Here is a 14,142-nt window from a genome sequence, read left to right as displayed (position 1 = left end):
TTGCTTAACAATGACAATGTACTGAACATTGTAGATAAGTTGAAGATGCTCGACCCAAACGATCCAGAGATTGAGAATTGTTGGAAACAACTCGTAGTAGAGTTCACTAACGAATCTGAAACTATTGAATTTCTACAATCCTGTTCCGAAGAAGCGATTTATTGGGTATCCTCAATCTTCGATGACTTGGCGTATAAGTTTCCAAGTGGAAATTACGTAGAGGCTATAAAGCGTCTAGCGAAAAAGTTTCCAAACGTAGATATGTCACTTGAAATTGAAATTGCAGAATCCTATATTTCTTAACCGCACTCATAATTCGAATGAGCTGCGGTATTTTTATGTCCAAACGGAAAGGACGTTAAATAATAACGGAATCTACGTGCGACGGCACTCAAACGGAGGTAGTACGATGATGATTAAACAATTTAACGCATTTTTAACGCTTAATTTGCAATTCTTCGCTGCAGAAGGCGAGCAAGAAGCGTCTGAAACGACTCCAGACGGACAATCATCCGCAGAAACGCAAGTCGAATCGTCTGAGAGCGCAGATAAATCGCAAGAAAAGATGCTAACGCAAACAGAGTTTGAGGAAGCGTTGAAAAAACGTCTTGAACGTGAGCGTAAGAAATTCGCTGATTATGACGAGTTAAAAGCGAAGGCTGACGAGTATGCTGCAGAACTTGAAGCGAAACGTCAAGCCGAATTATCCGAAACGGAACGAGCGCAAGAGATTGCGAAACAATTCGAGGAAGAAAAGAACGAACTAACGGCTCAACTCGAAGCCTTACGCAAGCAATCCGAACAAGAGCGTATCTGTAACGAATTTACTAAGGTAGCATCAAGCGCAAACATCGAATACATTGACGACGCTATTGCTCTCGCAGACTTATCCGCGGTAAGTATCGGTGAGGACGGGAAAGTTGTCGGAATGGATGACGTTGTTAAAGCGCTTGTTGAAAATAAACCGTTCCTGGTGGCGAAGAAACAGAAGCAACCTATCGGAGCAGCTACAAACGGCGGTGGACAACAATATCACGATAAGCCAGCCGAACAAATTTTAGAAGAACTCCGCAATAAGGCTCGTAAGAGTGGACGCATTGAGGATCGCGTAGCTTACGATAAAGCACGCAAACAGTACGGTAAGTAGTCGTTGACGTAAAGTTGACGGCTTTTTATATTGCGGAAAATCCGCACAACAAAACAAATACACGGAGGTTTTACCTTTATGAAAACTAACGAATTTAAAGCATTTTTACTATTAGACATTCAATTTTTCGCAGGCATCGACTCTACGTTAATCGTAGGTAAGCGTGAGGACGTAACCGAGAATACGTTATTGTTATCGCCACAAGAAGCGCCGATGCTCGACTTAGTAGGTTATGGTGAAGCAACTACGCAAGATGAAATCGTATGGTATGAGGATGAAACTTATGCAACGAAAACAACTGCGTCTGCAATTGCGACTGATTCAGCTACTTCTTTAACGGTTGCTGACGGTTCTATTTTCGAAGCTAAAACTGTAATTAAAGTCGGCGAGGAATTAATGTTAGTAACTGCAGTTGTAGATAACGACTTAACGGTAACGCGAGGGTACGCAGGCACAACGAAAGCAGCAGTTGCTGTCGGCGACAAAGTTGAGTTCCAATTCGTAGAAGGCGTTGAGGGCGCAGACGCGCGTAAGGCTCGCTTTAAGAAGCGTTCACGACATACGAACGTAACTCAAATCTTCGACGGATCCATCACAATTACAGGTACGGCTGCAGCAGTTTCTCAACACGGCATTGACGACCTATATGCATACGAAAAGGCGAAGAAAGAGAAAGAGTTAGCGCTACAACTTGAAAAGGCAGTAATTTCCGGCGTTAAATATACGTCTGAAAACGGACTAGTTCGTCAAATGGGCGGCATTCGTCAATTCGTCAAAACGAACGTATTACTTGGCGGCGGTGCAGCGATTGATACGGAGAAACTTAACGACGCGTTCCAAACAATCGCAGAGGCTACGGGACAAAACGTTGGTGCTGGCTATAAAATTATCGTTTCTCCGAAGCAAAAACGTGCTATCTCACGTATGGATGCTGACAAAATCAACTTAACACGTCAAGACAACGGCCGTGGTCAAGTAGTCGATTACTTTGTTGGCGACTTCGGCGAATCTGAAATCGTAGTAAACCCGAATTTAGAAGCCGACGAAATTTTCATCGTGGACATTGACCGCATTAAAATTCGCCCGTTACAGACTCGTCAATTTACACATGAGTATCTAGGTAAAACTGGCGATAATTACACTGGTGCTATCGTAGGCGAATATACGCTAGAGTTCCACGAAGAAAAAGCGCATGCTCGTATTAAAGGGCTTAAAAAATAGTAGCGTAAGTGGCGGTCTTGCACCGCCTTTACCGCACTATTAACGCTAATTAATATGAAAGGAGCTCAACAATGGCAAAATACGAATCACGATATAAATCGTTAGGATTTTACGTCAACGGCGAATTAAAACGATTTAATAACGGCACTTACACAACGGAAGATGTTGACGAAATTGCAGTGTTAGACGCAATCACAGATGCAAAACGCATCGATAAAGCAGAAACAACGGAGGCAAAGCCCGCATCTAAGGCGCCAGCTAAACGTACCGCCTCCGCTAAATAAAACGGAGGTGAATTTAGATGACGCAATATGACGAGTGGGGCGATCCTATAGCGCCAAGCAACCCGGAAGAATTGCCGGTAATAGTAGGCGAATGGAATCTAACGGAAGCTACTTCGTACTGCCTTTATAACGCTGTCGATAACGAGGACTTTCTAGCGTCTGACACAATCGCACAGGTACGCTTCTTAAACGTCTCACAGCGCACTTTACGACGGGCTTTTAAAGGCTACGTAATACCGATTGAGGCTACGTACTTATTTGCGTGCGTGCTTAACGCTAATTTCAACGATACGACAGTTATGGCACAGCGAGGGGTTGCCGGATTTAGCGTAGATGGAATTTCATTTACGTTTAAGGATTGGGCGAAGAAGGAACTCGACGACTTAATTACGGATGATACTCGGGATTTAATCGCAGAAGCTAATCCGGATGTGGATAGTAATAACGGACGCATAAAGTGGGTGACGTTGTAATGGCGATTATTCCATTAAAGCAGGAGGTTACAGTACGTAAATACATCGCAGACAGTAACGATGGTTGGGCGACTGATGATTACGCAGAGCCAGTAGAATATGCCGTTAGAGCTACGGAACGCTTCGAGGTTGTCACGAATCAGCTAGGCGAAGAAGTTACAGCATCGCTTAAATTAATGTTCGATAAAATGCCCGACGTTGGATATGACGACATGTTCTCGTATACAAACGAACTTGGCCACACAATCGAGCGCAAGCCTATCTCGATTAAATACACACGGATGATTAACGGTAAAGCAACGTTGACATCCGTTTTTTTGTGAGGTGACGAAATGGCCGGTGAAATTTATTTTAATTCTGACATAATGTCGCAAGCAATGGCGCGGTCAGTTGACGCAACGGCACGAGGATTGCGAAACGGACTCACAGACGTTAAGAACGATTGGAAAGCTGAATCGGTTGATGCTGCGCCAATTGATACGAGCAATTTACGTCAACAAATAACTGCGGAAGTATTCACGGAAGGTTCGGGACCAGGCGTTGAAATTTCTGCAAATGCGACGCGTGGATCAAGGCGATTTAACTACGCTTTTTATATTCACGAAGAAGATGCAGGAGGCGCAAACGTAAACGGTGAGAAGAAATTCCTCGATAGACCAGCGCAACAAAATCAAGAAAAATGGGCGAGATGGATTGAAGAGGAAGTCGGATCGGAACTTAGGAGGGCGGGGTGGTAATCTATGGCGGACATAATCGGAGAAATTAATACAATTGGCGATTTACTGGCGACCGTAGGTGTCACTCGCTTCTATAAACAAGACCTACCGAAGGTTTACGTCGCCAATACGATTGGTATTCGATGGCAAGGCGATAGTGACGAGGATTTTACGCAAGCAGCTTACGAAATTAATCGACCATATCAAGTCATCTATTTCGGCAATAACGAGATAGATTGTTTAAATAAAACGAAAGTAATTCGTTCGAAACTAAGCGATTACTTAACGAAAAAAGTACAAATTCGAGACTCTAACGATTTTATGACGTTTGAGTCTTTTTCTATGTCTGCGCCCTTTAAGACGGACACAGACGGAGTTTATGCGGTTGTTGGTGTACTTAGCGTTTCGTTGCTTGAAGCTTATACGCAACCACATTACGAAAAAATGCAAGAAATTCATGCAGCTATTAACAAAGGAGGAATTTAATTATGGCGAATGGGGGAACGTGGGAGGCTACTTCCTTACCGGTACGTCCGGGACTTTTCATTAACTTCCGCGACGCGGCTATCGCATCCATTGCGGGAGGTACTCGAGGGACAGTAGCAGTTCCGATATTTACGTACACTGGTGGAACAGCGGAGTCTGGCAAGTTCTACACGATTGAAACCGTTTCAGAGGGTGTCGAACTGGTTGGTAACGCAAATGCGACGCCGATTACTCGAATTTTACAAGGTGGTGCAAAAGAAGCGCTAGTTTACGCAGTGCCGGCAGTAGGCGAAGGTACAGCAACGCAGCAATACGCTAATCTACGCGACGCGTTTTCGGTTCAAGACTTCAACGTCTTTGTATATCCAACTACGATTGACGCCTCGGAGCAAACAGCGACTAAAGCCTGGGTAGAGAGTTGTCGTGAAGAAGGTAAGCACTTTATTTACGTAGCAGGAGGAGATGCTGCAAGTGACGCTGATATTACAGCGGGTAACGCACGCTCAGTACTTTTAAAAGATCCTTATATCGTCAATCTCGTAACTGGAGTAGTCTTAGCGGACGGCACAGAAGTCCAATCGGCAGAGTATACGCCTTTCATCGCTGGACTTATCGCCGGAACTCCGATTAATAAGTCAATAACTTATACGGAAATGCCAGTTGCTAACGTTACTTTACGACTTAAAAACTCGCAAGTAAACACGGCGTTAATTAGCGGATCACTTGTAATCATTAAAGACGGAAATAAAGTCCGAATTGAGCAAGGGGTTACAACGGACTCAAACGCAGGTGAACGAGGTAAAATCCGTACAACTCGCGCTAAACAAGCGGTGGCCTCGGACATTCCAGCGACTGCTCGCGACTCTTATATCGGCAAAGTTGACAATAATCCGAATGGGCAGGCTTCATTAATCGGCGCTATCAAAGGGTATCTTGAGCTAATGGAAACGGACAATGTTCTAATGAATCCGGTAGTTACGCTTGACCCTCGATATAAGTCCGAAGGTGACAAAGTATTCTTAGCGGTTGCTTATACGGAAGTAGATAGTATGGAACGTATTTTCTTGACGATTACTGTATAGTAGTTGTCTTTTTAACGCAAATATGACGCAGGAGGTAATAATGTATGGCAATGAACTCGACAACGGTAGCCAGCGGTTCCTACGGTAAATTGATAGTAGACGGCGAATGGGTTACAAACGTGTACGGCGTTGAGATTTCCGGGGAAGTTAACTACGAAGAAATTAAGCGTTCTGGAACGCGAACTGTAGGACACAAAGCTATGAGCGTTTCTTATAGTGGAACAATCAAATCGTATCACATGAATAACAATTTCACGAAAAAGATACGCCAAATATCGGATGATACGAAAGGCGCTTATTTTACGGAATTGATTGTTTCAGTAGAAGATCCCGAAGCGAAGGACTTAGCTAGCGAAAAGATTCGGGTTAAAGGTGTTCAATTTACGAATATCCCGGTAATTAATTTTGAACATGGAAGTCCTCTTGAACAAGAATTGCAGTTCGTTTGCGAAGGGTTCGAGGAAATCAAAATATAGTATGACGCAATCATGACGCAAGAGTTTCGGCTCTTAGCGTCTTTTTAAATTCGAAAACTAACTCAACGGAGGTTTTATATATGGACGCATTACAAGCATTATTAGGCGCAAAGCCAGCATCTGAAATCACTGAGAAAGTAAAAATCAAACGTTTAGGTACGGATTTTACCATTAAGGCGCTTACTGGAGAGGACATCGATAAAATTCGAGATCAAGCGACATACCCAGTTAAGAACGGTAAGAAAACGGAGTTAAAAGTTAACGAAGAAGAAGTAGCACGCTTACTTATCGTAAAAGCAGTAGTTGAGCCGAACTTTGCTAATGCTGACTTACTTAAACATTTCGGCGCAACTGACGAAGGAGGATGCGTACAAAAAGCGCTGTTGGCAGGCGAGATTTCTACGTTGCAGAATGAGATTTTACTGTTATCCGGCTTTAATGACGAGGAAGAACTCGAAGAAGTAAAAAACTAATAAAGGCGGGCGGCGAGGCATACTTGCTGCACCGCATATGGCAAGACAAACACAAATTCCCCCATGAGATTTACACGCTAGATAGGCGACATAAAAACTTCATCTATGCGTCAGAAATAGTTGTTATTGAAGAAGAAGAAAAGGCTGAAAGAGAGCGTCAGAAAGGAGGAAAATAGTTGGCAGTAAATTTAACAGCGATATTTCGTGTTCGCGATCAAGGCACTTCAAGACTTCGGCAGATAGCGCAAGTGATGAATCGCATGAATCAAACAAGCCGAGCAACTAGTCAAAACATGACAGCAGCACAAACAGCAACAAATCGACTAGGCAACGCTGTTTCAACGACTTCAAATCGGATGGGCGGATTTACTGCGAGAGTTAGTCGGTTACATGTTAGCTCTAGTGGACTTAGCGCATCGTTAGGAGGCATGCAAAGTACGCTTATTGGATTAGCCGGCGCTTACTTAACTGCTCAAGGCGCTGCTAAAGCGTTCGACGCCACTATCGGCGCTGCTGCGAGGTATCAACAGTCGGAAGTCGCAGTAAAGGCGATATTTAATGACGACGATAAATCCGACGCATATTTAAAGTTAGTCGATAAGATGGCGATTGATAGTCCGTTACTCAACTCCACTGAGATGTTAGCGTCCTCAAAAGGCTTAGTAGCGATGACTAAAAACGTGGACGAACTCGGAAAAGCGTGGTCAATTATCGAAAAGCTAATGGTGCTTGATCCGACACAAGGAACTGACGGAGCAGCATTCTCTTTGAAGGAGCTTTGGCAAGGGGATTCACTCTCAATGGTCGAACGTTTCGGTCTGAATAAAAAGGAATTGAATCGTATTAAAAAACTAGCGATACCTCAACAACTCTCAGAGATTAATTCGTTGCTTGATGGTATGGGAATCACGCAAAAGACAGTCGATGCTATGGGTTCGACAACTCTCGGGTATTGGTCGCAGATTGGGGAACGTGTAGAAAAATTCCTCCGACAAGTAGGTAGTCTCGGAAATTCAAAACTAGGTGACACGTTAGGGAAAATCGTTGACGCATTCGATAACGCAGATTTAGACGGGATTGCTGCGAAACTAGACGAAAAGCTTGCAAGCATCGTGGACAAAGCGATAGCCTTCGGTAAATTCATCTGGAAGTGGAAAGAGCCTATCGCATACGTAGCCGGAGCTATTACCGCAGCATTAGGCGCCTTTGCAGTCGTAGGGGTCATCGCAGCCCTTATTAACCCAGTCGGATTGATCGCCGCAGGAATTGCCGCTGCGGCAGTCGGAGTAAAGGCGCTCTACGATAATAGCGAAACTTTCCGAGGTGTTATCGGCAGTATTATCGGGAAAGTCAAATCGTTAGTAGGCGCATTTAAAACTGGCGGCACTAGCGGATTAATTGACGCTATTTTTCCTCCCAATATCGCTAAAAAAGTGAACTCAGTAATAGGCGCCATAAAGGCGAAAATCTCCGATTTGATGACCTCGTTTAAAACAGGCGGAGTTAAAGGAGTATTTGACGAAATCTTCGGCGAAGGCTCGTCCGGAAATATTAAAGCGAAATTCGAGGAAGTAAAAGCGTATGTTACAGAAAAAGTTACGCAATTCTCCTCTGTATTTGGACGGCTGAAAGAGGCGTTTACAAAAATATGGACAACTATTTCTAGCATAATTTCGAATGTTTGGTCAGTCATCCAGCCGTATTTGAGCGGACTCTGGAACATTCTTCAAATTCTTGGTGATTACGTAGTGCTAGTGTTTAACAACGTAATTGCGCCGGCCCTTTCGTTAGTCGCGCAGCTATTCTCAACTTTATGGACGATTGCACAACCGATTATTAATGCCCTTGCAAAGGGATTCGAGTTACTTACTAATGTCATAAAGTGGCTATGGGATAATGCACTAGGACCTCTAGTTGAGTTTATATTAACTGGCGTTAAAAATGCGTTGGATATATTTACAGAAGCGTTATCGGGTGTGCAAGGATGGTTCGAGTCTTTAAGCGGATGGATTTCGACTGTTTACGATAACATTAAGGATTTCGTCGGATTTATAAGTTCGGTTAAGATGCCCGACTGGTTATCGGAAGGCATCAACTCTACAGTCTCATTCGTCGGAAACATGATAGGCGGAGACAAAGGCGGTAAAAAATCGCACTACAGCGGACTAGATTCCGTTCCATATGACGGCTATTCTGCGCGACTTCACAAAGGAGAACGTGTGCTTACCGCGCAAGAGAATAAGGAATATTCGCAAAGCAATGGCGGAAGTTCAGCAAGTGGTGTCGTAATTACCGGCAACAACTTTACTGTCCGGGAAGATGCGGACATCGAAAAGATTGCCTATAGTCTAGCGAAATTAATCGAAAGGCAGGCGATGCAAGTTGGCTAGAAATCACGTAGAGTTTTGGCTTAAAGATCGTCACAATGTATATATGCGATTGCCGGTCAATCCGGAATCGATTGAGTATTCGTCTCCTTTCGGATTAAATACCGTTAATATCGCAAATCTCGGAGAAGTCGCAATTCCCGGAGAGCGAGGATTAAAGCAAGTATCATTTTCCTCGTTCTTTCCACGCGATTATAACGCAAGTTACTGCGAGTATGACAACTTTCCATTACCGTGGGAATGGGTTAAAAAAATCGAAGATTGGCGAGATGATCGTCGTAATATTCGTTTGATTATCGTTGGCACTCCAATTAGTATTCCGGTATTTGTCGAAGAATTTACACTCGAACCCGAAAAAGCTGGCGCACCAGGTGACGTATATTATTCGATTACGTTGAAAGAGTACCGTCCAATTAAGGCGAGGCAGTTAGTTACCGCAGCAAATACACCGAAACAGGAACAGCGCCCAAAAACTGATAAAGCGCAGCCTAAAACGCACACAGTTGCGAAAGGTGACTCGTTATTTAAAATCGCAAAGTCAGTCTACGGTGACGGAAATCAATGGCGCAAAATTTACGAAGCTAATAAGTCCGTTATAGGCAAAAATCCAGACAAAATATACCCTGGACAAAAGTTGGTGATAGCGTGAGTATTGGCGTAATTATAAATAACGTTAATGTCTCGACAAATATCGAATCAGTTTCTTTAAGCGGAGATACTTCGAAATTTAATCGTACTCTCACTCTAAAGTTGGTCGCAACCGAAGATGGACGAAAACGATCGCTGACAATTAACGAAGGCGATCCAATCTCGTTTAGATATGACAGTGTGCTACAATTTGTCGGAATTATTTTTGCGTACGAAATATCGTCAAATGGCTCGATTAGCGTTACCGCACACGATAGTAATATCTACTTTGCGAAGTCCAACGATACTAGAATATTCGTAAATAAGAAAGCAAGCGATATTATTCGTATCTTAGCGACTGATTTCGGAGTATGGGTGGGCAACATCGCTGATACAGGTTACGTAATTCCCTACTTACGCCTCAGTAATAATACGCTACACGATATGATATTAAAAGCGTTAACAATAACGCGTAAACAGACAAACAAACGATTTTTCATCGGTAATAAGGGCGGTAAATTAACACTTACTGAGGGCGCTTCGAATACTAAATTTCTTTTTAAGGACGGAGAGAATTTAATTTCTGCGTCTTATTCGCGTTCTATCGAAGATACAAAAACGCAAGTAAAGGTAATCGGCGGAAAGTCTGGTAAAGAGACCACGGTTATAGCAAAAGACGATGCTAAACGCAAAAAGTACGGAGTATTGCAAGTGCTCGAAGAAATGGACGAAAAGGCTACGCCGGCACAAGTTAAGCAACGAGCACAAGCGTTATTAAAAGAGCAGTCAGTTGTGTCCGAGCAATTATCCGTTGAGGTTCTTGGAGTGTCCGAAGTAGACGTTGGTACTCCTGTTTATATCGTTAATGGAATGACTTCCACTAACGGAGGCTATTACGTAACTTCTATAAATCACGAATATAGCGCAGGATTGCACACTATGTCGCTAGAGTTAACTCGGACATACGACTTACCATCTATCGAAATTAACTCGGACGAGATTACGAGACCTAAACCTAAGACGAAGAAATCGACTAAGAAAGGGGCAACGAAGAAATGACGCAATTAGAAGGAACGGGTGCAGCACGCTTACTCCAACTATTTAACGGAGATAAGACGCAACCGACGACAATCACAAATGCGACTATTCAATCGGTCGCCCCTATCTCGGTTCGAGTCGACGGAGATTCGGTAGATACGCCAGAACAAGGCATTATCGTCGCAGAGCACTTAACGGAGCATTCTCGTACCATCAGCATTACGGGCGGAACAGTTACGGGACAAGTGCAAGACACGTATTCGGGTGGCGGTGAGCTAACGTCATTAAACATCGTTGACGGAGAATTGACGTTTAAATGTGATTTAAAAGTAGGAGACCGCGTCATTGTCGCAGTAGTTAATGACGGTCAACTTATTTATGTCCTCGACAAGGCGGTGAGTTAACGTGGCATTGACGCCTATTAATTACGCAGTAATCGACGACGAGCTTTTAACCGAAGAAATAGAGATATACGCGGAGCCATCGATGACTTGGAAATTCGACTTAGAAAACGGCCGCATAGGTTCGTTCATTGACGGAAAAGAGGCGATTCGCCAGTATATCCGAAAAGCATTAATGACTGCGCGTAATCATTATCTTATCTACGACGATTATTATGGCGAGGAAATTCGAGATTTAATCGGACATAATTTAACGCCTCAATTAATGAACGTAGAAATCCCGCGACTTGTACGTGAAGCAATTATATATGACGACAGAATTGCGTCAGTACCTACCGTAGATGTATCACAATATGGTTCGGACGGCATTCATGTCTCAGTAACAGTCGAATTGACTGACGGTGAATTACTAACGGAGGAGGTGGCGATTTAATGGCAATCACACCGCGATTTACAAACGAAACAGAAGAAGTGATACTTACCCGTATTTTAACAGCTATGCGAGATGATGTCAGCAAAAGACAAGGCGACATAGCTCACGATTTATCTGACCCTGCAGCGCAAGAGTTCGCGCAAGCATATATAGCACTCGATCAAACGCTCGGTTACGCATTTCTCAACGAGGATATGCCATCAGATTTACTAACGTTAGCTGCGTCAGACTTCGGGGTTGATCGTAAGCCTTCGGTAAAGGCAAAAGACCCTGTAAAGTTAACCGGACCAATCGGTCAATTAGTTCCGAAAGACACGCAAGTACGGACAGACGACGGCGTTTACTTTATTACACTTAATGACGTAACTTTAACGATAGGAACAGCGGCTGTAACCATTGAGGCAGTCGAAGGTGGCGTCAGTGGAAACGTAGCTATTGGCGAAATTAATACCGTAGTTGGCGATTTAGCTGGCGTTGTATCAGCTACGAATGAAAAAGCATTCAATAACGGAGTAGATGAAGAATCAGACGAGTCATTGTTACAACGGGTGTACGACAAAGTCCGCAAGCCCGCAACGAGTGGTAACGTTTATCATTACGAACAATGGGCGAGAGAAGTTAGCGGAGTAGGTGCTGCGCGAGTTTACCCAGTATGGAACGGACCTGGCACCGTGAAAGTCGTCTTGCTCGGCGATGATAAACGAGCGCCTTCACAGCCAGTAATTGACGCAGCCTATGCGCATATTAATGCTGAAAGACCTGTAGGACCTGGCGATGGATTGACCGTTAATGGCGCTGCAGAAGTTCTGATTAATATTACCGCAGATTTAACGCTAGCAAGTGGCGCGTTAATCGACGAAGTAAAGGCGGATATTGAAAAAGGCGTTCATGCGTATTTAGATTCGCTTGCGTTTAAAGACAATCTAATCCGCTATACACGAATTGCTGCAGTCTTACTCGATATTCCTCGCGTTGTAGACTACGCCAATCTAACCGTAAATGGCGGTACTTCAAATATCGAAATTACTGACGAGCAAGTGGCGGTACTAGGGACGGTGAATGTCAATGCCGTATGACCGCAGATTACTCGATTATGTACCGTCATACTACGAGGAATTGCTTGAATCTAGCGAACTATTAAACGCAGAAGATGCCGAGTTTGCTCGCCTTAATGCTAATATTGACGACTTGCTACTGCAATTCAACGTAAGTACAGCGACTTGGGGACTGTGGGAATGGGAACGTATTTGCGGAATTGCTTCTGATGCTAATAAGACGTTAGGCGAGCGCAGAAGTAACGTAAAGGCTCGTTTGCGTGGATACGGCGTTGTTACAAAGCAACACATTAAGAATGTAGCAGACGGATATTACGGTGGTGAGACGGAAGTTACCGAAAGATTTTCCGAATATATCATCGTTATTAAATTTACGAGCAGTTATGGCATACCTTCGAATTTAAGTGATTTACAAGCGATATTACGCGAGATTATTCCGGCACATTTAGCGATAGAGTACGAGTTTAAATTCGTAACTTACGGCATTTTTAAAAGCTCATACGCAACGTATAACGACGTGGTGGCGACAACATTTAGCTATAACGAATTGATAACGAATGGAGAGTGATTGAGTGGCGACTCCTAATTATAACTTGCCGACAATTAGCGGAAATATGACCGCAGACGTTGTGCGTGATATGAACGCGCTGGCTACAGCGACGGATGGTGCGATTAAAACTGCCGTTAGTAGTATCGACTTATCGAAAATCGATCAAGTGGATGGGCGACTTACTGCACATTTGGAAGGTAAGGCTCAACACAATCAATTTATGCATGAAGGTAAACTGCATCAGATTGGATTTGGTTATAATCCGACACTAGGCTGTATGACATTTAGCATTCGAGAGGTGATGTAGATGAATATCGATGGAAATTTCCCGAGTTATGAACAGCAAGAAGCTATTAAAACATCTATTGCTAACGTTAGCAATCAAATTGCAAATAAGAACGTAGGGAAAATATTAAAATCTAAAACTTACCTATCAAACGGCACTTTCACAGTACCTGCAGGAGTTACTGAAGTTTATATAACTGGAGGTGGAGCAGGGGGTGGCGGAGGTGGCGACGCTGTTGCTGGTTATTCTAACGGTAACTCAGGAGGTACTACTAGTTTCGGCGCATTACTTTCTTTAGCAGGAGGTTCTGGTGGTTATTCCAATGGTCAAGGTGGCGCTTATATAGCAGCTAACTCTGGTGGAGTCGGAGGAAGTTCAGGAGCACCTTTGCAATCTGCTTCCTTGGGCGGTAACGGAGGGGACGGTGGTTGGTTCTCCGGTGGTAAAGGCAGTGTCGCAGGTTCTAATACGAATAGTACAGCAGGTAAAGGAGCTCTGTGTTCAGGTGGAGGCGGATGTGCAGGAGCTGGAGGTGGAGCAGGAGCATTCGTTTATAAACAATCTGTAGCGGTTACTCCATCTACCAATATCAACGTCACAATCGGACAAGGTGGAGCAGGTGGTTATAGATCTAATGGTTCTGCAACATTCAGTGGTGGTGCCGGAGGTAACGGAATTCTTATTATAGAGTGGTGGGAATAGTAAATGAAAAGATACGCACAAATCTTATACGATAAAGCACATTGGATTTTTGAAGTGGATGAAAAACCAGAGTTCGCACCAAGTATTATTTTAGTTGATATTACAAACAAACCTGACGTAAAAGAAGGCTGGGATTACAACAGCGAAACAGGTGAGTTTACAGCACCTAACATTCCAGAACCTATTCCTGTAGAACCTCAACCAACGCTTGAAGAAATGCAGGCTCAAACATTATTAAACACTGAATACCTGGTATCACGTAGTGAGCTAGGATTGGGAGGAAACTAAAATGACAGTATTTGAAT

21 protein-coding genes are annotated in these 14,142 nt (G+C 43.7%); all 21 read left to right on the top strand.

Translation table 11 applies throughout. From position 1 onward, the window contains the following. A complete protein-coding gene (locus ACQKNX_RS24290) occupies positions 1-303 on the top strand; it encodes a hypothetical protein (protein ID WP_427431128.1) in 303 nt (100 codons plus the stop codon). A 106-nt stretch (positions 304-409) separates the two neighbouring features. Beyond that, on the top strand, positions 410-1,147 hold the full coding sequence (locus ACQKNX_RS24285) for a Clp protease ClpB (RefSeq protein WP_427431127.1): 738 nt from the start codon (positions 410-412) through the stop codon (positions 1,145-1,147). A gap of 78 nt (positions 1,148-1,225) precedes the next feature. Further along, a complete protein-coding gene (locus ACQKNX_RS24280; protein ID WP_427431126.1) occupies positions 1,226-2,368 on the top strand; it encodes an SU10 major capsid protein in 1,143 nt (380 codons plus the stop codon). A 71-nt stretch (positions 2,369-2,439) separates the two neighbouring features. Beyond that, positions 2,440-2,652 (top strand): hypothetical protein, encoded by a 213-nt coding sequence (locus tag ACQKNX_RS24275; protein ID WP_427431125.1) that lies wholly within the window; start codon positions 2,440-2,442, stop codon positions 2,650-2,652. Between the two features lie 71 nt (positions 2,653-2,723). Beyond that, positions 2,724-3,125 (top strand): hypothetical protein, encoded by a 402-nt coding sequence (locus ACQKNX_RS24270; RefSeq protein ID WP_427431124.1) that lies wholly within the window; start codon positions 2,724-2,726, stop codon positions 3,123-3,125. Then, entirely contained in the window at positions 3,125-3,448 is a 324-nt protein-coding gene (locus tag ACQKNX_RS24265) for a hypothetical protein (protein WP_427431123.1), read from the top strand. The genes ACQKNX_RS24270 and ACQKNX_RS24265 overlap by 1 nt, the downstream gene beginning before the upstream one ends. A 9-nt stretch (positions 3,449-3,457) precedes the next feature. Further along, complete coding sequence (locus tag ACQKNX_RS24260; protein ID WP_427431122.1) at positions 3,458-3,862, top strand: hypothetical protein; 405 nt, start codon at positions 3,458-3,460, stop codon at positions 3,860-3,862. A 3-nt stretch (positions 3,863-3,865) separates the two neighbouring features. Next, the gene (locus tag ACQKNX_RS24255; RefSeq protein WP_427431121.1) at positions 3,866-4,327 is read left to right on the top strand and encodes a hypothetical protein; all 462 of its coding nucleotides are present in this window, start codon (positions 3,866-3,868) and stop codon (positions 4,325-4,327) included. Positions 4,328-4,329: 2 nt separating this feature from the next. After that, positions 4,330-5,409 carry a phage tail sheath subtilisin-like domain-containing protein gene (locus tag ACQKNX_RS24250; protein WP_427431120.1) on the top strand — a complete coding sequence of 360 codons (1,080 nt, stop codon included), beginning with the start codon at positions 4,330-4,332 and terminating at the stop codon, positions 5,407-5,409. Between the two features lie 44 nt (positions 5,410-5,453). Further along, positions 5,454-5,885: a phage tail tube protein gene (locus tag ACQKNX_RS24245; protein ID WP_427431119.1), complete on the top strand. Its 432-nt coding sequence runs from the start codon at positions 5,454-5,456 to the stop codon at positions 5,883-5,885. Positions 5,886-5,965: 80 nt separating this feature from the next. Next, positions 5,966-6,358: a phage tail assembly chaperone gene (locus ACQKNX_RS24240; RefSeq protein ID WP_427431118.1), complete on the top strand. Its 393-nt coding sequence runs from the start codon at positions 5,966-5,968 to the stop codon at positions 6,356-6,358. Between the two features lie 176 nt (positions 6,359-6,534). Then, the gene (locus ACQKNX_RS24235; protein ID WP_427431117.1) at positions 6,535-8,748 is read left to right on the top strand and encodes a phage tail protein; all 2,214 of its coding nucleotides are present in this window, start codon (positions 6,535-6,537) and stop codon (positions 8,746-8,748) included. After that, positions 8,741-9,394, top strand: coding sequence for a LysM peptidoglycan-binding domain-containing protein (locus ACQKNX_RS24230; protein ID WP_427431116.1), 654 nt, complete (start codon positions 8,741-8,743; stop codon positions 9,392-9,394). The genes ACQKNX_RS24235 and ACQKNX_RS24230 overlap by 8 nt, the downstream gene beginning before the upstream one ends. Then, positions 9,391-10,431: an XkdQ/YqbQ family protein gene (locus ACQKNX_RS24225; protein WP_427431115.1), complete on the top strand. Its 1,041-nt coding sequence runs from the start codon at positions 9,391-9,393 to the stop codon at positions 10,429-10,431. Before ACQKNX_RS24230 ends, ACQKNX_RS24225 begins: the two co-directional genes overlap by 4 nt. Further along, positions 10,428-10,814 carry a DUF2577 family protein gene (locus ACQKNX_RS24220; RefSeq protein ID WP_427431114.1) on the top strand — a complete coding sequence of 129 codons (387 nt, stop codon included), beginning with the start codon at positions 10,428-10,430 and terminating at the stop codon, positions 10,812-10,814. Before ACQKNX_RS24225 ends, ACQKNX_RS24220 begins: the two co-directional genes overlap by 4 nt. Position 10,815: 1 nt before the next feature. Continuing rightward, a complete protein-coding gene (locus tag ACQKNX_RS24215) occupies positions 10,816-11,244 on the top strand; it encodes a DUF2634 domain-containing protein (protein ID WP_427431113.1) in 429 nt (142 codons plus the stop codon). Further along, on the top strand, positions 11,244-12,320 hold the full coding sequence (locus tag ACQKNX_RS24210; RefSeq protein WP_427431112.1) for a baseplate J/gp47 family protein: 1,077 nt from the start codon (positions 11,244-11,246) through the stop codon (positions 12,318-12,320). The genes ACQKNX_RS24215 and ACQKNX_RS24210 overlap by 1 nt, the downstream gene beginning before the upstream one ends. Then, the gene (locus ACQKNX_RS24205) at positions 12,304-12,867 is read left to right on the top strand and encodes a putative phage tail protein (RefSeq protein ID WP_427431111.1); all 564 of its coding nucleotides are present in this window, start codon (positions 12,304-12,306) and stop codon (positions 12,865-12,867) included. Before ACQKNX_RS24210 ends, ACQKNX_RS24205 begins: the two co-directional genes overlap by 17 nt. A 4-nt stretch (positions 12,868-12,871) precedes the next feature. Further along, complete coding sequence (locus ACQKNX_RS24200) at positions 12,872-13,156, top strand: hypothetical protein (protein ID WP_427431110.1); 285 nt, start codon at positions 12,872-12,874, stop codon at positions 13,154-13,156. Further along, positions 13,157-13,837, top strand: coding sequence for a hypothetical protein (locus tag ACQKNX_RS24195; protein WP_427431109.1), 681 nt, complete (start codon positions 13,157-13,159; stop codon positions 13,835-13,837). 3 nt (positions 13,838-13,840) lie between these two features. Beyond that, the gene (locus ACQKNX_RS24190; protein ID WP_427431108.1) at positions 13,841-14,125 is read left to right on the top strand and encodes a hypothetical protein; all 285 of its coding nucleotides are present in this window, start codon (positions 13,841-13,843) and stop codon (positions 14,123-14,125) included. The last annotated feature ends 17 nt before the right edge of the window (positions 14,126-14,142 follow it).

The organism is Lysinibacillus sp. NPDC093712 (assembly GCF_050280025.1).
In the GTDB taxonomy this organism is placed as follows: domain Bacteria; phylum Bacillota; class Bacilli; order Bacillales_A; family Planococcaceae; genus Lysinibacillus.
This window is presented reverse-complemented; position numbering and strand designations above follow the sequence as displayed.